The organism is Gordonia sp. SGD-V-85 (assembly GCF_001456905.1).
GTDB lineage: Bacteria > Actinomycetota > Actinomycetes > Mycobacteriales > Mycobacteriaceae > Gordonia > Gordonia hongkongensis.
On sequence record NZ_LNQO01000036.1, the window covers coordinates 1 to 21,059 of the forward strand.

Here is a 21,059-nt window from a genome sequence, read left to right on the forward strand (position 1 = left end):
GATGTTCCCGGCGGTGATCATCATGCTCAGCGGCCGGCCGCGGCCGTCGCAGACCAGGTGCAGTTTGGTCGTCAGCCCGCCGCGGGAGCGTCCGACCGCGTGATCAGGCGGCTCGCGCGTCGTTCCATCCGACTTGCCGGGATGCATCGGCGATCGGCAGGTCGGTTTCCTCGATCAGTCGCGTGAACTCCGTCAGGCGGGTCTCGATGAGGAACCGCATGGGGGCGACACCGACCTGCTGGGTGAAAACGCGTGTGAGATGGGCGCGGGAGACGGCCACCTCCGCGGCGAGCCTGCCGACCGTCCACGGCTCGGTCATGCGCGAGCGCAGCAGGACGACCGAGCGGCGCACGGGGCGAGCGATTGGCGGCTGCGCGAGCCGGCCGCGCACCGGGAGGACGAACCTCTCGGGCACAGCGCCGTCGTCGGCGAGCAGCGTCGGTAGGGCAATCTCGACGGCGCGGGAGAACAGAGAGATCAGTCGGGTGGTCGCGACCTCCGGTGGCGCGGTCTCGTTCACGAGGCTGATCTGGCGCCACAGCGGTTCGATGCGGTGCAGGATGTCCACGCCAGGCTGCAGCACGAGTGCCGAGCCGTCCCAGGCGTCAGGATGCACGCCCGGACGGACGCGCGTGGTGTCGGCGAGCACCCATCGCATGTGGGAGCGGAGGAAGGACTCGTCGAAGTAGAGCGTCCATAGCCGCACAGTCGGGTCTGGGCGCACTGAGCACCACATGCCGGCCCCGAGAGCCATCGCGTAGCCCGGTGTCAACTCGTGGATGCCTGTGGCTGTCTCAATGTGTGCGGCGCCCTCGAGGACGTGGACGATCTTGGCGTGCCCAAACACGGCGCGGTGGATGCGTTCGGCGCGCACGCTCTCCACCGCCGACAACGGCGGACCGGCCGGCCGGCCAATAACGTAGCCGCGGCCGGTATCGTCACGATCCCGCAGGGGTGGGACCGCATCCCGTCCGATCAATGGCGCCGTCACGCGTTCATCGACACGACCAGTTCCGTGGCCTCCGGAAGGTTGCGCCGTGGTCACGCCCGATAGCCGATGACAGTGGTCATGCCGGTTTCGGCGTGGTAGATGTTGTGGCAGTGGGCGACCCAGAGACCTGGGTTGTCAGCGTCGAAGTCGACGGTGAGGGTCTGCTTGGGCAGGATGATCGACGTGTCTTTCCGCGGGCCGCCACCTTCATGCTGGTAGGTGTGACCGTGTAGATGGAATGGGTGCCACATCTCGGTGTCATTAGTGATCGTGAACCGGACGCGTTCGCCTTCGCGGATCTCGTGCGCGCCGTCGAGGGGCTGATTCATATCGAACCGTCGCCCGTCGATGCCCCAGTCGTATTCGGCCATACCTCCGGTGAGAGTGATCGCCACGGTCCGATCAGGCTGCCGTGAGGACAGCGCAACGCTGCTATCTGACGTCAGCAGCTGTGCGGTCCCGATCCGGCTGCTAGTGAGCTCCGGGATGCTCACATCGGCCGTCGGTGCTGCCGCGGCGCTGCCGGTGCGGATGACGGCGAAACCGCGATCGCGTTTGCCCTCGGCCTGAGCGATGAGGGGGAACGCGCCGTCATCCAGGGTAATGATCGCGTCGTAGCGTTCGCCCATGCCGATGAGGATGCTGTCGACTTCGACCGGTTCCACGGGGAATCCGTCGGTATGGGTGATGGTGAGCGTGTGACCGCCGATGGCGAGGCGGAACGCGGTGTCGCTGCCGGCGTTGATGATCCGCAGCCGCACCTTCTCGCCGGCCCGCCCGGTGAACTGGGTCGGGTCGGCGGGGGGCTTCCCGTTGACGAGGTAGAGGGGATAGTAGACGTCGCCGGCGTCGCCGCCGAGCAGGTCGGAGGTGGCGCCCATGAGGGTGTTGCCCATCCGCATGAACATGTCGCCCATCCCGCCCATGTCGCCCATCCCGGCGGACAGCTCGTCAAGGACGTCGTCGGGGGTGGCGGTGACGCCGTCGAGCCAGTCGTCGAGGATGATGACCCACTCGTCCTCGTACCCGCCGGGCTCGGCGGGGTCCTCGACGATCAGCGCCCCGTACAGGCCACGGTCCAGCTGCACCCCGACGTGGGGGTGGAACCAGTAGGTGCCGGGATCGGGCGCGATGAACTCGTAGTCGAAACTGGCCCCGGCCTTGATGGGCTGCTGGGTGACCGGCGGGACGCCGTCCATGTCGTTGCGCAGCGCGAGCCCGTGCCAGTGCACGGAGGTGTCCGCCTCGAGCTGGTTCCGGACGGTGGCCTTCAGAGTGTCTCCGGCGCCGAGACGGATCACGGGCGCCGGAACAGACCCGAACGCCCAGGTCGGCGCGGTCGCCCCGGCTAGGTCCAGCACGGTCGGGGCGGCGGTGAGGGTCGCGGTGGTGACCTTCCCGGTGCCGCCGCGGCGCCGCTCGGCGCCTTGGACCTGGGCGCCGTCGGGCTGCACCCAGTTCGCCGCCGGCGCGCAGGATGCCAGCGCGACCGTCGCGACGGCGCCAATGCTGACGCCGAGGAACCCTCGCCGAGTTAGGAGGAAGCGGGGGCGTGGGGCGGGCGACGGGTTCATCGTTGTTTCCTTTCCGGCCGGGAGCGCGGGCCGTGGTTTTCGTCAGGGAGGCCGTCCGGGTCGGACGTCGCATGATCGGCGGAGGCTCGTGGGGCACGATTGCCGGTTGCCGTGACGGCCGAGGGCTCTGAGCGCCTGGATCCGATGGCGAGCAACGCCATTGCGATCAGCACGATCACGGTCCCGATCCAGCCCCACAGGCCCGGGTCCTCGCGCAGGATCAGCAGCGACAGCAGGATCCCGAAGACCGGCACGAGCAGCGTCCACGCGGCGAGGAGGTCGAGCCGGGCACGTCCGATCTCGGTGAACCAGGCGACCGTGGTGGCGGCGGTGCCGACCAGTGATAGGAACAGCAGGGTGAGGATGAACCGGATGTTCCAGTCGATCGTGGGCGGCCCTTCTGTGACGGCTGCGGTGCCGGCGAGGATCGCACCTCCGATGAGCAGCTGAGCTGCCGCCACGACTCGGACGTCTGCGTGCACGATCCGGCCGATAAGGGTGCCGGCGGTGATCGCGGCGGCGGAGGTCAGTGAGAGCCACGCTCCGGTGCCGAGCCCGGAGGGAAGGACGATGATGAGTAGGCCGGTGAAGCCCAGGCCGATCGCGGCGATCGCGGCGGGGGTGGGACGCTCGCGGTAGAGCCACCACGCGGGCAGCAGGATCAGGATTGGCTGCGCGTTGGCGAGCACCGAGGCGATCCCGGTCGACAGTCCGGTCGCGGCGACGAACATCGTCGCGAATGCCAGGGCGATGTTCACCAGTCCGAGGCAGCCGATCAGTGCCCATGTCTTCGGGTCGCGGGGAAGAGGTGCCCGCTGGATGCCGGCGACGGTTGCGAGCGCGACCCCGGCGATGAGGGCTCTCAGTGCCGCGAGCCACAGCGGCGGGGCGTCTTGCAGGCCGACGGTGATCGCGACGAAGCACGACCCCCAAGCGAGCGTGACCCACAGCATCCGCAGCGGTCGGGGGTGCCCGTGCCGGCTGGCGTCCGCGAGGGGGCGGACGACGGTGTTCACGACGACTCTCGCGTGTCGGTCCCGCTGTCGCCCCCGTGGCGTCGATGATTCGAGTCGTGGGCGCCGGTGTGGTGGCGGTGGCCGAACAGGTGCATGGCGGCCATGCCGATGATCGCGACGTAGGGCAGCACTGCGACGACGTGGGGAAGGTGGTCGATGAACAGGTAGATCGCGGTCCCGAGCACGGAGATCCCGATGATCAGCCACGACGTCACAGGCATCCGTCGCCGCGGGTCGCCTTCGCCGGGATGGTCGGCGGGCGGTTGGTGGTCACCGGTCATGGTCGGGCTCCTCCGCCGGTGTGAGGAAGTCCTGGCGCATGCCGAGGCTCTCGTCGGTGAGGCGGATCGAGGTTGCGGCGTCGGGGACGGTGCCCGTCAGCGCGCGGATCGCGTCGATCGTCTCGGGCACGACGATGGCCTCGTTGTAGACCTGGTAGGCGAGGTAGGCCTCGCTGCCGTTCACGGTGACCAGGTCCTCCCACACGGCGACCTCCCACATGTCTCCCCGGGGGCGGCCGAGATCGCGCATCAGCTCGACGGTGGAGTTGAGGGCGACCAGGCCATCGGACATCCGGATGAACGCGATGCGGGGCGCGGCGTGCAGGGCGTCCAGCACCTCGTCGCGGGTCGCCTCCCGGGTCAGTTGTAGCGTCCAGTAGTGGCTGTGGGTCTGCGTGTGGGCGCCTTTGGCGGCGATGGTGACGACATCGAGTCCGGGGAGCACGGTCTGTGCGTCGGGGCCCTGATGAGAGGGGATGGTCGGTTCTGGGACCATCGTGTTCATGATCCCGCCGAGGTGCGATTCCCATGGGTCGGTGGCGCGGCGGATGAGCACCCCACGGGCGCGCAGCAGGAGTTCGGCCGCATCCAGCGCGCCGAGGATCCGCACGATGCTGGTGGTGTTGCAGGAGACCACCCGGGTGCTGTCCCTGCCGATGGCGCTGGCGTAGTTGGCTTGGGCGACGAAGGAGTGGCCGGTGGTGGAGTGGGACTCGCCGCCTTGGAGCACTGCCTTGACGCCGAGGGCGCGGTAGCGCTCCAGGTTTCCCGCTGCCACATGCTTGGGGGTGGTGTCGACGACGACGTCGCACTGCGCGAGAAGGTCGTCGAGCACTCCCTGTGCGGGCACGTCGGCGCCCCGCATGGCCTGCTGCGCCTCGATGGTGGAGGCGAACACGGGCAGGCGGTTCGCTGCGGACTTGATCCGCCAGTCGGTGGCGATGTCCGCGACGCCGACCAGGTCCATGTCCGACTGCAGCAGGACCGCGTCGGCGACGCGCTTGCCGATGACGCCGTAGCCGTTGACGCCGACTCGAATGGTGTTCATGTGTGTGCCTTTCTGATGAGGGATGGGAGCCGCGGCGGTCATCGCCGTCGCCGCGTGGTCCAGAGCAGGTAGCCGCCCAGTGCGGTGACCACGCTCGCGCCGGCGCCGATCATGACGCCTTCCCGCGAGCGCCATCTCGTGTTCCCGCTGACGAGTTCGCCGATGCCGTTGATCAGGGCGGCGGTGATCATGCCGGCGATCAGGCGATTGCCGATCCGCTCAGCCCGTCCCACGAGCGGTTCCAGTTCGGCCGCGCGCAGGTGCACCTCGAGGCCGCCGTTCTCCAGCACCCGCCGGAGCTGCTTGAGTGTTCCGGGCAGCTCGAGCAGCAGTGCTCCGGCATCCGCGGATGCCTGTGCCCAGCGTTTCGCCAGGGCGGGGAGGGAGAACTGTCGCTGCACGATCCGCTCCGAGAAGGGGGTGAGCGCCTGCAGCATCTCGAACTCGGGGTCGAGCCGTGCCGCCAGTGCCTCGCCCATCATCAGGACCTTGAACAGCAGAGCGATCTGCTGCGGCAGCTGGAGGTGGTGGTGTCGCAGCAGGGCGAGCAGCTCTCCGAGCAGGTGGCTGAGGTTAATGTCGGACAGGGGGCGTCCGAGATACCGCGACACGAAGACGTCCAGGGAGCGGCCTAGCTCGCCGCGGTCGGAGGTGTTCTTGGTGATCGAGAGCGCGAGCAGGGCGGTGGCGAGCGCGTTGGAGTCTCCGCGGGTGAAGGCGAGCAGCACGTCGGAGAGCTGCTCGGTGACCTCTTCGTCGAGTTGGCCGACCATGCCGAAGTCGATGAGGGCGATGGATCCGTCGGTTTGGATGAACAGGTTGCCCGGGTGCGGGTCGGCGTGGAAGAAGCGGTTCTCGAACACCATGGTGAGGATGAGGTCTGCGCCTCGCCTGGCCAGCTGGTTCCGGTCGATGCCGGCCGCGTCCAGGGCGGGCAGGTCGTCGACTCGGATGCCGTGCATCCGTTCCAGGGTCAGCACGCGTGACGTGGTCGTCTCCCAGAACACCTGGGGGACGGCGACGTCGGGTGAGTCGGCGAAGTCGGCGGCGAACCGCTCCGCGTTCCGGCCCTCCTGCAGATAGTCGAGCTCGGCGCGCAGCGTGCGGGAGAACTCCTCGACGATGCCCGGCAGGTTGTACTGGCGGGCGGCATCCCACCGCTTGTCGGCGCGCTCGGCGAGGTTCTGCAGGATCTCCAGGTCTTCGTGGATCTGGGCGACCGCGCCGGGTCGGCGGACCTTCACGACGACCTGGGTGCCGTCGTGAAGGGTCGCAGCGTATGCCTGCCCGATCGACGCGGCGGCCAGCGGTTGCGGGTCGAACTGTGCGAAGAGCTGTTCGGGGTCCGCGCCGAGCTCCTCGCGGATCACCGCCTTCATCGGCTCCCAGGCCTCGGGCGGCGCGGCGTCCTGAAGCTTGACCAACTCGGCGAGGTAAGCGGCGGGCAGCAGGTCGTTGCGGGTGGACAGCAGCTGGCCGAGTTTGATGAAGGTCGGTCCGAGCTCCTCGAGGGCGAGTCGGAGGTGTTCCGGACTGGTGTAGGGCTCGTCCCGGCGCGCATGCCCGAGAACGCCTTTGTTGAAGGGAATCCACTTCTCCAGCCCGAGCAGCCCGAGGCCGAGCCCGAGTCCGTGGTGCTCGAGGATAGTGGCGATGCGCCGATACCGGCTCCGATGCGTGCTCATCAGTCGAGGCCTCCTTCGCGGTTGGTCGCGTCGCGGGCCGAGGTGCCCGGGCCGATCGCGAACGTCTTGGTCTGTCCGGCCGAGAGCGGCACGGCGACCGCGCCGACGCGCACGTGGATCGCGGGTGCTGAGCCGGCGTGCACGCGAAGCTCCAGGCTGCGGTCACGGAGCATCACGTCGACGAGGTGGCCGCGGTATCGGATCTGGAACCCGACCCGGGTGAGGTTCGGCGGCAGTCGGGGGGCGAAGACGAGCTCGTCGTCACCGAGGGCCATGCCGGCGAAGGAGCGGACGGGCAGGTCGATGGTGCCGGCCATCGCGCCGAGGTGGATCCCTTCGCGGGTGGTGCCGCCCTGGGAGTCGTCGAGATCGGCGGTCAGCGCCTCGCGGAACGCGATCCAGGAGCGGGACGGGTCGATGCCGGCCAGGACGGAGGCGTTCACGACTCGGCTGAGCGTCGACCCGTTGGCGGTGCGCGCGAGGTAGTACTCGACCGTGCGGGTCAGGTCCTGCTCGGAGAACGGGTAGCCGAGCGTGGCGAGTTGCGCCCGGAGCCCGTCGTGACCGAGCAGGTAGACCAGCATGACGACGTCGGGCTGCTTGGCGAGCTTGTACCGGTTGGTGCTGTCGTTCTCGGACTCGAGGATGAGATCGAGCCGGCCGATGTTCCCGTACTCCTCGCGGTAGTGGTCCCAGTCCAGCTCCTGCAGGCTCTCGTAGCCGTCGAACTGGGTGAGGATGCCGTCGCGGTGGAACCCCACCGCCAGTCGTGTGCTGAGCCGGGCCCATCCCGCGATCTCCTCGTCGGTGACGCGGAGCCGGTCGCGGAGGCCCTCGCCGCGGTGCCCGTGGAGCAGGGCGAGTGTCCGGGCCGCTCGCGTGGCGACCCACGAGGCGAGGACGTTGGTGTACGTGTTGTCGCGCAGGCCGCTGCCGGGAGCGTCCGGGGCGCCGTCGTGGAACTCGTCGGGTCCCATCACCCCGGCGATGTGGAAGCGGTCGGTGGCAGTGTCGTGCTCGGCGAGCGAGGCGAACAGGCGGGCGACCTCGATGATGAGCTCGCCGCCGCGTTCGGCGAGCCACTCGAGGTCGCCGGTGGCCTGGTAGTGCTGCCAGGCGTTGTAGGCGATGGCGAGGCCGACGTGGCGTTGACGGTGGGAGTTGTCCGGCATCCACCGACCGGAGCGCGGGTTGTAGAGCGCCTCGGGCGTCTCCTCGCGACCGTCGCTGCCGCTCTGCCAGGGGAAGAGGGCTCCGCGGAGTCCGGCGGCGGTCGCCGCGGCGCGGGCGGCGTCCAGTCGCCGCCAGCGGTAGTCGATCAGCGCCCGGCTGATCTCGGGCGTGCGCAGAGCGATCACGGGCAGGACGAACACCTCGTCCCAGAAGACGTGCCCCCGATACCCCTCGCCGTGCAGGCCGCGGGCGGGCACCCCGGCGTCGAGCTCGACGGTGTGCGGCGAGAGGGTCTGGAGCAGGTGGAAGACGTGCAGGTTCAGGATGAGTCGGCTGTGCGTGTCGGCGTCCAGGGTGACCGCGAAGCGTTCCCAGAGTCGCCGCCACGCCGCCGCGTGGCGTTCCCGCAGCGCCTCGACGTCGCCACCGCGTTCGGTGAGCAGGGTCAGGGCGGCACCACCCGGCTCGCTGATGGCCCGATCGTGGGAGGTGTAGATCGCGGCCGTCTTGGTGAGGGTGACCGGTCGACCCTGCTCCAGAGGGATGCGCAGCTCCCGGGTGTGCTGCGATGGCGTGTCGATGCGGTGATCGGTCGCGCTGTCGGTTCCGGTGAGGGTCGAGCGGACGGCGGTGGCGATGTGGACCCGGCTCTGCCGGGTCCACACCTCGCAGAGGGTGGTGTCGCCGACCTGGCGGAAAGTCGGCTGCGTGAGGTGGGTGGCGTCCGATCCGAGATACGCGGCCACGTTGCTGTTGCGCACCCCGGCGTCGATCCCGGCGCGGAGGGTGACCGTGCCGCTCCAGTCGGGGGCGGTGAGCGTGGTTTCCAGCACGGCCAGGTGAGGCTCGTCCAGGGAGGTGAACGTCGTCTGCACGAAGTCGAGTCGATCCCCGTTCGGACCGGTGAGGACCGCGCGGCGGACGACCAGGCCGCGGCGCAGGTCGAGCTCGCGTCGTTCGCTGTGCGTCACGACCTGGCCGGTGGACAGCCACGGCCCGTCTCCGAGGCGGAGGTCCACCGGAAGCCAGTTGGGAGTGTTGACGAGATGCTCCTCCTCGAGCTCGCGCCCGTGGATGGTGCTCGCCAGCCGGTTGTACACGCCGGCGAGGTAGGTGCCGGGATAGTGGATGCCGTCGTCGTGGTGCTCGGGCCGGGCGCCCCGGGTGGCCAGGTAGCCGTTGCCCAGCGCGGTGAGCGCCTCCCGGTGCCCTTCGTGCGCGGGGTCGAAGCCGTCGTAGACCAGCTGCCACGGATCCGTGGTGGAGACGCCCAGGTCGAGCTCGGCGACATCGGCCAGGACGAGGTCGGCGCCCGCGGCCTCGAGCTGCTCCCGCGCTCCGGCGCGGTCGATGCCGACGACGAAGCCGAAGCCTCCGCGCCTCCCGGCCGCCACGCCGGCGACCGAGTCCTCGACGACCGCGGTGCGGGCCGCAGCGACACCCAGTCGCCGGGCTGCCTCGACGAACATGGCGGGATCCGGCTTGCCTTTCAGGTGATGCGAGAGCGCGATCCGGCCGTCCACCACGGTGTCGAAGCAGCCGGCCAGTCCTGCGGCGGCGAGCATCTGGTGCGCGTTCCGGCTCGCGGTGACCAGCCCGACCGGAACGGCCGCGCCCCGCAGGCGATGCAGCAGCGCCACGGTGCCCGGATAGACGCGCAGCCCGCGGGTGCCCAGCTCCGCCAGGAACAGCTCGTTCTTGCGCGCCGCGAGCCCCTCGATCGTCCACGCCGTTGGTGGGTCGTCGGGATCTCCGGCGTCCAGGGCGATCCCACGGGCCGTCAGGTACGCCGATACCCCGTCCTCGCGGGTTCGCCCATCCACATAGCGGCGGTAGTCGGCGACCGGGTCGAAGGTCGTCTCGGGGTCGTCCACCTGCACACGCGGGTCTCGCAGCACCTCGTCGAACAGCTGCTTCCACGCGGCGGCATGGATCGCGGCGGTGTTCGTGACCACGCCGTCCATGTCGAACAGCACCGCGTCGTAGACGGCATCGAGGTGGTGAGTCCCGCGCTCTGCCGACCGCGGAGTCATCGCGGCGCCTCGCGTCCGGTCATGAGGCGCCGCCGGGCGTCGACGCCGGGGCGAGGCTGCTCGCCTCTGCCGGGGCCGCGGGGGCCTGGTGCGCGGGCAGCCGGAGCCGCTTGAGCAGGAGCGCGTTGACGGCGACGATCACGCTGGAGCCGGACATGCTGATGGCGGCGATCTCCGGGGAGAGCATGATCCCGAACGCGGGGTAGAACACGCCGGCGGCGATCGGCAGCGCGATCGCGTTGTAGCCGATGGCCCAGCCGAGGTTCTGCCGCATCTTCCGCAGCGTGCCCTTCCCGATCTTCAGCGCGATCGCCACGTCCAGCGGGTCGGAGCGCATCAGGACGACATCGGCGGTCTCGATGGCGACGTCGGTGCCGGCGCCGATCGCGATGCCGAGGTCCGCCTGGGCGAGGGCGGGGGCGTCGTTGACGCCGTCGCCGACCATCGCGACCTTCTTGCCGGATGCCTGGAGCTCGGCGATCTTGGCGGACTTGTCCTCGGGGAGCACGTCGGCGATCACGGTGTCGATGCCCAGCAGCGAGGCGATGCGCTCGGCGGTGGGCTTGTTGTCGCCCGTGAGCATCGCCACCTCGATGCCCTGCTCGTGGAGTGCGTCGATCGCGGCTTTCGCGGTGTCGCGGGGGGCGTCGGCGAGGGCGATCACGCCGGCGATCTGCCCGTCGACGGCGAACATGATCGCGGTGCGGCCGCCGTCCGCGAGGGCCTGCTGCTGCGAGACGACCGGGCCGGTGTCGATGCCCTGCGCGGCCATCAGCCGGGCGTTGCCGAGCACCACCTGCTTCCCGTTCACGGTGGCGATCGCGCCCTGCCCGGTGACGTTGCGGAACGCGGACGCGGTGCGGCGCGGGATGTTCCGGCTGTCGGCGTAGGTGACGATCGCCTTGGCCAGCGGGTGCTCCGACTCCCGCTCGAGCGCGGCGGCGAGGGCGAGCAGCTCCAGGTCGTCCATGCCGATGGGGATGTAGTCGGTGACCTCCGGCTCGCCCTTGGTGAGCGTGCCGGTCTTGTCCAGCACGACGGTGTCGATGTGCGCGGCGGTCTCGATGCCGGTCGCGTTCTTGAACAGCACGCCGCGCTTGGCGCCCAGGCCCGTGCCGACCATGATCGCGGTCGGCGTGGCGAGCCCGAGGGCGTCGGGGCAGGTGATGACGACGACGGTGATCGCGAACAGGATCGCCATCGGCAGCTCCGCCCCGGCGAGGAACCACACCAGGAAGGTCAGGGTGCCGCCGACGAGGGCGAGCAGAACGAGCCAGAACGCGGCCCGGTCGGCGAGGCGCTGGCCGGGGGCCTTGGAGTTCTGCGCCTCCTGCACCAGCTTCACGATCTGCGCCAGCGCGGTGTCCGCGCCGACCTTCGTGGCACGCACCCGGAGCGTGCCGACGGTGTTCACGGTCGCCCCGATCACCTCCGAGCCGGGCGCCTTCTCGACCGGCATGGACTCGCCGGTGACCATCGACTCGTCGATCTCGGACTCGCCGTCCTCGACGACGCCGTCGGTGGGGACTTTCGCGCCGGGGCGGATGAGCATGAGGTCGCCGGGGACGACCTCGGAGGTGGGGATCTCGACCTCCTCTCCGTCGCGGAGGACGACCGCGCGGGCGGGCGCGAGCTCCAGCAGCCGGCGGATGGCGTCGTTCGCACCTCCCCGGGCGCGCATCTCGACCCAGTGGCCGAGCAGCACGAAGGTGGCCAGCACGGTAGCGGCTTCGTAGAACACCTCGCCGCCTCCGGTGAGGGTGATGACCAGGCTGTAGATCCAGCCGGCGCCGACACCGACCGCGACCAGCACCATCATGTCCAGGGTGCGGGCGCGCAGAGCCCGGTAGGCGCCGTCGAAGAAGATCCAGGCTGAGTAGAAGATCACCGGCAGCGACAGGATCAGCATGAACACGTCGTCGCGCAGCCCGAACGGGGCCGGCACCTCGAAGCCGAGCACCTCCCGGCCGATCGGGGACCACAAGGTGATCGGGATCGACAGGATCAACGCGACCAGGAACCGGTTGCGCATGTCGCGGATCATCGCCGCCATCGACATGCCGCCGTGATGCCCGCCGTGGCCCATCACATCCTGCGCGCTGCGGCCGGCCGGCTGAGCCCCGTGATCGTGCCCACCCTCGGTGGCCGGAGCGTGACCGGCATGCTCACCGGCGTCCACTGCGGAGTGGTCAGCGTGGTCCGCTGCCGGGTGCGGGTGCTCGTGCCCCGCCGGGGTGTCATGACCGGTGGAGACCGCGCGTCCCTCGTGCTCGGCGTGCTCCTGATAGCCGTCGTGCGCGTCATGCTCGGCGTGGGCATCGTGCTCGGCGTGGTCGTGGTGGTCGGCGTGCTCGTGGGGTTCGTGGGCGGGGTCGCAGATGTGGTCCGGGACGGACTGCCCGGCGCAGTGGTAGCCGCATTCGATCACCCACTGCTGCAGGTGCGCGACCGAGGTGGTCTGCGGGTCGTAGGTGACGGTCGCGGTCTGGGAGACCGGGTTCGCGTCGACGGACAGGACGCCCGGCTGGCGGGCGAGGTGGGCTTCGGTGACGTTCTTGGAGGTCGCGCGGATCATGCCGCTGACCTGCAGGGTCACGGTCTTGGTGTCGGTCATCGGATTTCCTTCGCGGTGGAGGGGCGGTTCGGGTCGGTGTCGGGGTGGGGCCAGCGCCAGTCGGCGACGGCGGGGATGTCGGTGCCGTGCTCGCGGGTGTGGGCGCGGGCGCGCAGGCGGGCGTCGACGAGTTCCTGCCGCAGCTGCGCGTGGGTCGCGGCAAGGCCCGGGACGTGGTCGAGGACGTCGATCGCGAGCCGGTATCGGTCGAGGTCGTTGAGCATGACCATGTCGAACGGGGTCGTGGTGGTGCCCTTCTCCACGAAGCCGTGGACGTGCAGGTTCTGGTGCCCGGCGCGCTTGTAGGTGAGACGGTGGATCAGCCACGGGTAGCCGTGGTAGGCGAAGATCACCGGCTTGTCGGGGGTGAAGATCGCGTCGAACTCCCGGTCCGGCAGGCCGTGCGGGTGCTGGTCCTCGGATTGCAGACGGGTCAGGTCGACCACGTTCACGACCCGCACGGACAGGTCAGGGATGTGCTCGCGCAGCAACGCGGCCGCGGCGAGCACCTCGAGGGTGGGCACGTCGCCGGCGGCGGCGAGCACCACGTCCGGCTCGGCGCCCTCGGTCTCGGTGCCGGCCCAGGGCAGGATGCCCAGGCCCCGGGTGCAGTGCTCGATCGCCTCGTCCATGGTGAGCCACTGCGGGGCGGGCTGCTTTCCGGCGACGACGACGTTGATGTAGCCGGTGGAGCGCAGGCAGTGGTCGTAGGTGGACAGCAGCGTGTTCGCGTCGAACGGGAGGTAGACGCGGACGATGTCGGGGCTCTTGTTCAGGGCGAGGTCGATGAACCCGGGGTCCTGGTGGCTGAACCCGTTGTGGTCCTGCCGCCAGACGTGGCTGGAGAGCAGGTAGTTGAAGCTCGGCACCGGTTCCCGCCAGGGCACCTCGCTGGCGGCTTCGAGCCATTTGGCGTGCTGGTTGAACATCGAGTCGACGATGTGCGTGAACGCCTCGTAGCAGTTGAACAGGCCGTGCCGGCCGGTGAGGACGTACCCTTCGAGCCAGCCCTGGCACTGGTGCTCGCTGAGCACCTCCATCACCCGCCCGGTCGGCGCCAGATGCTCGTCCACCGGCAGCACGGTCGCGTTCCACTGCTTGCCGGTGGCCTCGAACACGGGCGGGGCGAGCCGGTTGGAGGCGGTCTCGTCGGGGCCGAAGATGCGGAAGTTGTCCGGGTTGTGCCGGATCACGTCGGCGAGCCATTCGCCGAGCATCCGGGTCGCCTCCGCCGTTCCCGTGCCTCGCGCCTCGGGGTCGACCGGGTGGGCGTGGTCGCGGAAGTCGCCCAGGCGCAGCGGGACGGTAAGCTGCCCGCCGTTCGCGACCGGGTTAGCGCTCATCCGCCGCGCTCCGGCCGGGGCGGCGGCGACCGTGGCGGGGAACGGGGCGCCGTCGGCGTCGAAGAGCTCGTCGGGCCGGTAGGAGGCCAGCCAGTCCTGGAGGAGCTGCAGGTGCTCGGGGGTGTCGCGGACCTCGGCGAGCGGCACCTGGTGGGACCGCCAGGTGCCCTCCACGGGGAGCCCGTCGATCACCGGCGGGCAGGTCCAGCCTTTCGGGCTGCGCAGCACAATCGCTGGCCACGCCGGCCGGCCTTCCAGGGTGCCGGCCGCCGCGGCGGTCTTGATGTCCGCGATCCGGTCCAGCACCTCGTCCAGCACGCCGGCGAACCGGGCGTGGGACTCCCGCGGGTCCTCGCCGTCGAAGCCGACGGTGACCACGAACGGCTCGTGGCCGTAGCCGCGCAGCAGCGCGACCAGCTCGTCCTCGGGGATGCGGGACAGCACCGTCGGGTTGGCGATCTTGTACCCGTTCAGGTGCAGGATCGGTAGCACCACCCCGTCCGCGGCTGGGTTGAGGAACTTGTTGCCGTGCCACGCGGTCGCCAGCGGCCCGGTCTCGGCCTCCCCGTCGCCGATCACGCACGCGACCAGCAGGTCCGGGTTGTCGAACGCGGCGCCGTAGGCGTGGACGAGGGAATAGCCGAGCTCGCCGCCCTCGTTGATCGACCCGGGCGTGTCCGGGGACGCGTGCGAGGGGATGCCGCCGGGGAAGGAGAACTGCCGGAACAGCGCCTTGAGCCCCTCCTCGGTGCGGTCGATCCGCGGGTACAGCTCCGTGTAGGTGCCGTCCAGGTAGGCGTTGGCGACCATGCCCGGCCCGCCGTGCCCCGGCCCGGTCACGTACAGGGTGTTCAGATCCCGGTCGGTGATCGCCCGGTTGAGGTGGGCGTACAGGAAGTTCAGGCCCGGGGTGGTGCCCCAGTGCCCCAGTAGTCGAGGCTTGATGTGCTCCGCGGTGAGCGGGTCGCGCAGCAGCGGGTTGTCGAGCAGGTAGATCTGCCCGATGCTCAGGTAGTTCGCCGCCCGCCACCACGCATCCACCTCCTCCAGTCGTTCCGGGGTGACGGCGGTGGTGCGGTATGCCCAGCGGGCCGGTGCGGTGCTCATGGTCGGTCTCCTCGAGGTTCGCGGCCGAAGCCGCCGAATGTGGTCATGGTGATAGTGGTCATTGTGCGGTCCCTGCCGGGAGGACGACGGTGGTCTCGGTGCCGTGGATCCAGACGATGCCGCGGTTGTCGACGAGCACGACCGCCCCATCTGCGTTCCCGAGCGCCTGGACGGTGCCCGTGGCGGCACCGACGCTGTCCCAGGATCCGTCGGTGGGGGCGCAGCCGGCGAGCACGAGCGCAGCGGCGAGCGCGCCGGTGCTCAGCGCGAGAATGCGGAAACGCACGGGTGGGTGTCCTTGTCTAGTCGGTCGAATGGTGAGTCGATTCCCGTGCCGTATGCGGGCACGGCGCAGCATCTCCCGGCACAGCGGTGACGGGAGGGCGGGGAATCAGGTTCGACTGATCGACAGGACGATGAGGGAAGGTGGTCGGGGGTGCGGTAACGCGGTGAGCACATTCCGCCCGTGCAGGCGCAGCAGGGCGAGGGCGGTGCGCAGGCGGGCCAGCAGCGCCGGGGCGAGCAGCGCGATGGTGGCGGCCAACAGCGCCAGCACGCACGCCATCATCAGCATCGAATGGTCCGGCATTCCGCCCGAGCCGTCGCAGTCGCCCTCACAGTGCCCGCCCGAAGCCTCGGGGCCTGTCCCGATGGTGTCCTCGAGCATGCTCCCGGTCGCGACGGTGCCGCCCAGGTCAGAGGCAGGCGCGGCATGGGCGGCTTCGGAGGCCGCTGCGGGGGTGTCGGCGTGCCCGCTGGTGAGCGTGCCGGTGAGGGTGTGCATGGCCAGCAGGCCGGCGATCAGCAGGAGCGCGGTCGCGAAGGTCAGCAGCAGCCGGTGCAGCCCGGATGGGGCGTGCACCAGGGTTCGGATGTGGTTCACCGCCGACCTCCTTCCCGCGTCCAGCGTACCCTGGTGTGCCTGGATCTCCACCGGCGCCGATCGGGCGCACGGCGGTCCTGCCCAGGCTGGTCGCCCGACCGATGCCTGGCCAGGGGCGATGGTCCCGGATGGGGACCGGTGCGCGGCAGCCGGCTCATCGGCGGCCCGTTCCGGCGCGGTGGGCCTTCTCCATCAGAGCCAGCAGCCCGAGGGTGTCGTCCTTGATCTGGGTGCGACCGACGACGGCCCAGTTGCGGGCGAGGTGATCGCGGAGGTAGTCGAGGATGTGCTCGAGCGGGACGGTGTGCCAGGAGCGGGACAGATTGGGGCGGGCGGTGTTGCCGAACGCGACCGTGCGGATCAGGTGGCCCTCCGGGGCAAGGACCTGCCCGGCCGTCAGCAGCTCCTGGACGAGCGCGGGCGCGTCGGCGGGGGTGCAGCAGCCGAACCGGGCGAACGCGGCCTCCAGCACCGCGGGGTCGCGCATCGCGGGGTTCAGCTTCGGGGCGCCCTCCTTGACCTCGCCGACGATCATGTCCGGCGCCCCGGGGCGGGCGCCGAGGGCCGGGTCGGGGTCGTCGCCGCGGATGTGGTGCAGTCGGATCGCGAGGATGTCCAGGTCGGTGACGGTGCGCGGCCCGTCCGGACCGGTCGCGTCCAGCACCGGGTACTCGGCGACGGTGAAGTACCCGTTCACCCGCAGGTAGGCCTGCACCAGCCCGACCGCTGTATCCATCCCGCGCCCCCTTTCCCTGCCGTCGTGGGTCAGGCGGCGTTGGCGTAGCGGGCGGGGTCGGCGTCAAACAGCGGCCCGCACTCGGGGCAGCAGAACCAGTACCGGGTGCCTTCGTAGTCGCGGAACAGGCCGCGCTTCTCGGCCCATGCCGGGTCGACCTGGTTGCCGGGCATGACCGGGCAGGTGACGAGGTTGGTCGCTCCGGCCGGGGGCTCGTGGTGATGATGCTCGTGGGACCCGTGATCGTGCGCGGCGGCGTCGTGGCCGGTGTGGTCGCGGTCGTGCGTCATGGCGGTCTCCTTGCGTGGGTGTCAGGCGTGGACGGGGGTGGTGTCGCGGCGGGGCGTCGGGACGGTGGGCGTCGGGGCGGGCAGGTGGCGGAAGCGGCGCAGTCGGAGGCTGTTGGTGACCACGAACACGCTGCTGAACGCCATCGCGGCGGCGGCGAGGATGGGGTTGAGCAGGGCGAGCATCGCGACCGGGATCGCGGCGACGTTGTACGCGAACGCCCAGAACAGGTTGCCCTTGATGGTGCCCAGGGTGCGGCGGGCGAGCCGGATCGCGTCCGGGACCAGGAGCAGGTCGCCGGAGACGATGGTCAGGTCCGCGGCGGTGATGGCCGCGTCGGTGCCGGTGCCCATCGCGATGCCGAGGTCCGCTTGGGCGAGGGCGGCGGCGTCGTTCACGCCGTCGCCCACCATCGCGACCACCCGTCCGGATGCCTGCAGCTCCCGGATGGTGTCGAGCTTGCCCTGCGGGGTGACTCCGGCGCGGACGTCCTCGATGCCGGCGTCGTCGGCGATGGTGCGGGCGGCGCCGGGGTTGTCGCCGGTGAGCAGGATCGGGGTCAGCCCGAGCCCGCGCAGTCGGGCGATCGCCTCACGGCTGGTGGGCTCGATGGTGTCGGCGACGCTGATCGCGCCGCGCGCCTGCCCGTCCCACGCCACCACGGTCACGGTCGCGCCCGCGGCCTCGTCGGCCGTGATCGTCGCGGCGAGCTCGTCGGGGATCGCGATCGCCCATTGCCCGGTGATCCAGGTGGCGCGGCCGGCGGCGACCATGCGGCCGTCGACGATGCCCTGCACGCCCTGCCCTGACTCGGCGGCGAACGACTCCACCGCATCCACCGGGCCATCCGCGGCGGCGGTGATCGCGCGGCCGATGGGGTGCTCAGAGCCGTGCTCGAGCGCCGCGGCGACCCGGATCAGCTCGGCTCGGTCGGCGCCGGGTGCGGGGTGGATGCCGGTGACGGTCATGGTGCCGGCGGTGATGGTGCCGGTCTTGTCGAGCACGACGGTGTCGATGCGGCGGGTCTGCTCGAGCACCTGGGGTCCGCGGATGAGGATGCCCAGCTGGGCGCCGCGGCCGGTGCCGACCAGCAGAGCGGTCGGCGTCGCCAGCCCCAGCGCGCACGGGCAGGCGATGATCAGGGTGGTCACCGCGGCGGTGAAGGCGACCTCCAAGGGCGCCCCCGCGATCAGCCACCCGGCGAACGCGATCAGGGCGAGAGCGATGACGATGGGGACGAAGACGGCCGACACCCGGTCGGCGAGGCGCTGCACCTGGGCCTTGCCGGTCTGCGCCTCCTCGACCAGCCGCGCCATCCGGGCCAGCTCGGTGTCGGCGCCGACGCGGGTTATCTGCACGAGCAGGCGCCCGCCGGTGTTCACGGTCGCGCCGACCACGCGGGAGCCGGGGGCGACTTCGACCGGCACGGACTCGCCGGTGAGCATCGACTCGTCCACCGCGGAGACGCCCTCGGTGACGAGGCCGTCGGCGGGGATCTTCTCACCCGGCCGCACCACCACGACATCACCCGGTACGAGCTGTGCGACGGGGATGCGCTGCTCGGCACCGGCCCGGAGGACCACGGCGTCCTTCGCGCCGAGCTCCAGCAGGGCGCGCAGGGCCTCCCCAGACTGCCGCTTCGCACGAACCTCGAGGTAACGGCCGAGGAGGATGAACACGGTCACCAGGGCGGCGACCTCCAGGTACACCTCATGACCGCCGGCCTGCGGGGTGCCGACGAAGGTGACGCTCATCCGCATTCCCGGCATCCCCGCACCGCCGAAGAACAGCGCGTACAGCGACCAGCCGAACGCGGCCAGCACCCCGACGCTGATCAGAGTGTCCATCGTCGCCGCCCCGTGCCGGGCATTGATCGCCGCGGCGCGGTGGAACGGCCACGCCCCCCACACCACCACCGGCGCGGCCAGGGTGAGCGTGAGCCACTGCCAGTAGGTGAACTGCAGGGCGGGGATCATCGACAGCACCGCGACCGGCACCGCCAGCACCGCCGAGACGATCAGCCGCTGCCGCAGCGACGCCAGCTCATCGTCCCGCGGGATGGTCTGCTCAGCCGTGTCGGGCACAGGCGGGGCTGGGAGGCTCGCTCCGTACCCCGCCTGCTCGACCGCCGCGATCAGCTCCTCCACCGGCACCGGGGCCTCCGAGTGCACGCGGGCCTTCTCGGTGGCGAAGTTGACCGTCGCCTCCACCCCGGGCAGCTTGTTCAGCTTCCGCTCGACCCGCGTCGCGCACGACGCGCAGGTCATCCCGGTGATGTCGAGATCGACGTCCAGCGTGCTCATGAGGCTGCGGCGAGGCTGTACCCGGCCTCCTCGACCGCCTCCCGCACCCGCTCCGCGTCCACCGGGGCGGTGCTGGACACGGTCACCGTGGACACGCCGCCGGCGTGCAGGTCGACCTCGACGCCGGAGACCCCGTCGATCGCGGAGACCTCCTCGGTGACGCTGCGCACGCAGTGCGAGCACGTCATCCCCTCCACCAGGAACTGCGCCGACACCTCGCCCGATGCCGGTTGCGCCGTCGCGGAGGCGGTGGTGTTGGCCGTGGCGGCGTGGGAGGTGGGGGCGCAACAGGCGCAGCCACCGCCGTTCGTCGCCTGCAGGCCGAGGTCCTGGAATCCTTGTCCGGTCATGTTGTGCTCCTTTCGTGAGCGTGTCGATGCGTGTGGTGTGAACGTTCTAGGAGCGGACCAGCCGCGCGATCGCGGCGTTCGCCTCGCGGAGCTTCTCCTCCGCGACCGGGCCGCCCTGCGCGGTCGCCTGCGCGACGCAATGCCCGAGATGGTCCTCCAGCAGCGTCAGCGCGACCGACTCCAGCGCCTTCGTCGCCGCCGAGACCTGGGTCAGGATGTCGATGCAGTACACGTCCTCGTCGACCATCCGCGCGATCCCGCGCACCTGCCCCTCCGCCCGACGCAACCGCGCCAGCAGCGCCTGCTTGTCATCCACGTATCCGTGTGCCATCTCAGCCACCTCCGACGTCGATCGTATACCCTCTAGCGGTATAAGGTACTTCGTGAAGAGGATATTCCCGGAGCGGGCAGAGCGAAAGGGCGAACGTGACCAACTGGTACGTCATCACCGGCGGGCCCAGCTCGGGCAAGACCACCACCGTGAACCTGCTGCGGGACCGCGGCTACACCACCACCATCGAGCATGCCCGGCACTATCTCGACCTGCAGCGCATCGCCGGCCGCACCGTCGAGGAGGTCCGGGCGAAGCAGCGGCAGTTCCAGCGCGGCGTCCTGGACATGCAGCTCGCGGAGGAAGCTGCCCTCGACCCGGACGCCACCGTGTTCCTCGACCGGGCGGTCCCCGACTCCCTCGCCTACTACCGCTTCCTCGACCTCGAGCCCGACCCCGCTCTGCTCACCGCGCTCGAGCACGTCGACTACCGCAAGACGTTCATCCTAGACCTGCTGCCCCTGGCCGCCGACTACGCCCGCACCGAGGACACCGCCGCCCAGCAGCGCATCCACGAACTGCTGACCCAGGTGTACGAAGCGCTGCCCTTCCCGGTCGTGCGGGTTCCGGTCCTCAGCGCCGAGGAGCGGGTGCAGTTCATCCTGGACCGGCTCTGACCGCTCTCGCCCGATCGGGGTGTCCTGTGCAACGCTTGGCGCCCAGGGCATATCTCACCGGCACAGGTCCAGGCGAGAACGCGCCCCACGGTCGAACAGGACGGATGTCTCGGATGCCCACTCAGGAACGTCTCCGGAAGGACCTGCTTGGCGGCGCTCTCACGACCGCGCTCGGCGTCTTCACCCTCGGGATCGGGGTCTACTTCCTGTTCCTTCGACCCTTCCTCCTGCCAGAAGACATCCGGCATACGGGTATCGACGCCGCCACGCTGCCAGTGGCATTCGTGGACTGGCTCGGGATCGTCTTCTCGACCTGGGGCGGCTTCATCGCGGGGTTCGGGATCGTGCTGCTGGGCATCGGCGCGACCCTGCTGTCCCGCCGCACGCTGTGGCTCTACCTCGGCACGGCGGCCGGGGTGCTCGTCGCCTTCGGCCGCTTCGTCATCAGCAACATCCTGATCGGCTCGGACTTCCTGTGGTTCATCGCGACCATGTTCGTGCTGGCACTGGTGCTCGCAACCGTCCTCGTCTTGAACGTCATCCGACGGCATCGGACGAACGAGACCGCCTCCTCCGACGTCGACGGAACCGCTAGGGCGTGTTGATCAAGAAGGTGCGGGGTGGCCAGCCGCCGCGAGTTGCGCGGGAGAATGGGCGTGTGAAGATCCAGGTGCTGCATATCGAGG

General features: G+C 70.3%; 18 protein-coding genes and 1 pseudogene. 2 read left to right on the plus strand and 17 right to left on the minus strand.

What is annotated here, in order from left to right; all coding sequences use genetic code 11:
• From AS181_RS25535 to AS181_RS23715, 17 genes and pseudogenes are all read right to left on the minus strand, one after another.
• Positions 1-114 (minus strand): annotated as a pseudogene (locus tag AS181_RS25535) (IS5/IS1182 family transposase); the annotation flags it as partial.
• Positions 104-754 carry an AraC family transcriptional regulator gene (locus AS181_RS23640; RefSeq protein ID WP_409048661.1) on the minus strand — a complete coding sequence of 217 codons (651 nt, stop codon included), beginning with the start codon at positions 752-754 and terminating at the stop codon, positions 104-106. The gene AS181_RS23640 and the pseudogene AS181_RS25535, both read right to left, overlap by 11 nt.
• A 287-nt stretch (positions 755-1,041) precedes the next feature.
• Positions 1,042-2,565 carry a multicopper oxidase family protein gene (locus AS181_RS23645; protein WP_052362817.1) on the minus strand — a complete coding sequence of 508 codons (1,524 nt, stop codon included), beginning with the start codon at positions 2,563-2,565 and terminating at the stop codon, positions 1,042-1,044.
• Entirely contained in the window at positions 2,562-3,581 is a 1,020-nt protein-coding gene (locus AS181_RS23650; RefSeq protein WP_091344499.1) for a DMT family transporter, read from the minus strand. The genes AS181_RS23645 and AS181_RS23650 overlap by 4 nt, the downstream gene beginning before the upstream one ends.
• Positions 3,578-3,862 (minus strand): DUF2933 domain-containing protein, encoded by a 285-nt coding sequence (locus AS181_RS23655; RefSeq protein ID WP_042378548.1) that lies wholly within the window; start codon positions 3,860-3,862, stop codon positions 3,578-3,580. Before AS181_RS23655 ends, AS181_RS23650 begins: the two co-directional genes overlap by 4 nt.
• The gene (locus tag AS181_RS23660; protein ID WP_058253886.1) at positions 3,852-4,910 is read right to left on the minus strand and encodes a type II glyceraldehyde-3-phosphate dehydrogenase; all 1,059 of its coding nucleotides are present in this window, start codon (positions 4,908-4,910) and stop codon (positions 3,852-3,854) included. Before AS181_RS23660 ends, AS181_RS23655 begins: the two co-directional genes overlap by 11 nt.
• 38 nt (positions 4,911-4,948) lie before the next feature.
• Complete coding sequence (locus AS181_RS23665) at positions 4,949-6,595, minus strand: ABC1 kinase family protein (protein WP_058253887.1); 1,647 nt, start codon at positions 6,593-6,595, stop codon at positions 4,949-4,951.
• Positions 6,595-9,801, minus strand: coding sequence for an HAD-IA family hydrolase (locus AS181_RS23670; RefSeq protein WP_042378551.1), 3,207 nt, complete (start codon positions 9,799-9,801; stop codon positions 6,595-6,597). Before AS181_RS23670 ends, AS181_RS23665 begins: the two co-directional genes overlap by 1 nt.
• 19 nt (positions 9,802-9,820) lie before the next feature.
• Entirely contained in the window at positions 9,821-12,415 is a 2,595-nt protein-coding gene (locus tag AS181_RS23675; protein ID WP_058253888.1) for a heavy metal translocating P-type ATPase, read from the minus strand.
• Positions 12,412-14,865: a phosphoketolase family protein gene (locus AS181_RS23680; RefSeq protein WP_042378557.1), complete on the minus strand. Its 2,454-nt coding sequence runs from the start codon at positions 14,863-14,865 to the stop codon at positions 12,412-12,414. Before AS181_RS23680 ends, AS181_RS23675 begins: the two co-directional genes overlap by 4 nt.
• Positions 14,866-14,923: 58 nt before the next feature.
• Positions 14,924-15,151 carry a hypothetical protein gene (locus tag AS181_RS25255; RefSeq protein WP_042378558.1) on the minus strand — a complete coding sequence of 76 codons (228 nt, stop codon included), beginning with the start codon at positions 15,149-15,151 and terminating at the stop codon, positions 14,924-14,926.
• Positions 15,152-15,256: 105 nt separating this feature from the next.
• On the minus strand, positions 15,257-15,748 hold the full coding sequence (locus tag AS181_RS23690) for a DUF6153 family protein (protein WP_042378561.1): 492 nt from the start codon (positions 15,746-15,748) through the stop codon (positions 15,257-15,259).
• Between the two features lie 154 nt (positions 15,749-15,902).
• A complete protein-coding gene (locus tag AS181_RS23695) occupies positions 15,903-16,484 on the minus strand; it encodes a hypothetical protein (RefSeq protein WP_042378563.1) in 582 nt (193 codons plus the stop codon).
• A 29-nt stretch (positions 16,485-16,513) separates the two neighbouring features.
• Complete coding sequence (locus AS181_RS23700; protein ID WP_042378564.1) at positions 16,514-16,774, minus strand: YHS domain-containing protein; 261 nt, start codon at positions 16,772-16,774, stop codon at positions 16,514-16,516.
• 21 nt (positions 16,775-16,795) lie between these two features.
• Positions 16,796-19,075 (minus strand): heavy metal translocating P-type ATPase, encoded by a 2,280-nt coding sequence (locus AS181_RS23705; protein WP_058253889.1) that lies wholly within the window; start codon positions 19,073-19,075, stop codon positions 16,796-16,798.
• Positions 19,072-19,425 carry a heavy-metal-associated domain-containing protein gene (locus AS181_RS23710; RefSeq protein WP_021010665.1) on the minus strand — a complete coding sequence of 118 codons (354 nt, stop codon included), beginning with the start codon at positions 19,423-19,425 and terminating at the stop codon, positions 19,072-19,074. The genes AS181_RS23705 and AS181_RS23710 overlap by 4 nt, the downstream gene beginning before the upstream one ends.
• 46 nt (positions 19,426-19,471) lie before the next feature.
• Positions 19,472-19,756 (minus strand): metal-sensitive transcriptional regulator, encoded by a 285-nt coding sequence (locus tag AS181_RS23715; RefSeq protein WP_033107649.1) that lies wholly within the window; start codon positions 19,754-19,756, stop codon positions 19,472-19,474.
• A gap of 95 nt (positions 19,757-19,851) precedes the next feature.
• On the opposite strand from AS181_RS23715, the gene AS181_RS23720 reads away from it, so the two are divergent.
• Together AS181_RS23720 and AS181_RS23725 are read left to right on the plus strand one after the other, a co-directional pair.
• On the plus strand, positions 19,852-20,373 hold the full coding sequence (locus AS181_RS23720) for an AAA family ATPase (protein ID WP_042378569.1): 522 nt from the start codon (positions 19,852-19,854) through the stop codon (positions 20,371-20,373).
• A 113-nt stretch (positions 20,374-20,486) separates the two neighbouring features.
• Entirely contained in the window at positions 20,487-20,978 is a 492-nt protein-coding gene (locus AS181_RS23725; RefSeq protein ID WP_081790172.1) for a hypothetical protein, read from the plus strand.
• The last annotated feature ends 81 nt before the right edge of the window (positions 20,979-21,059 follow it).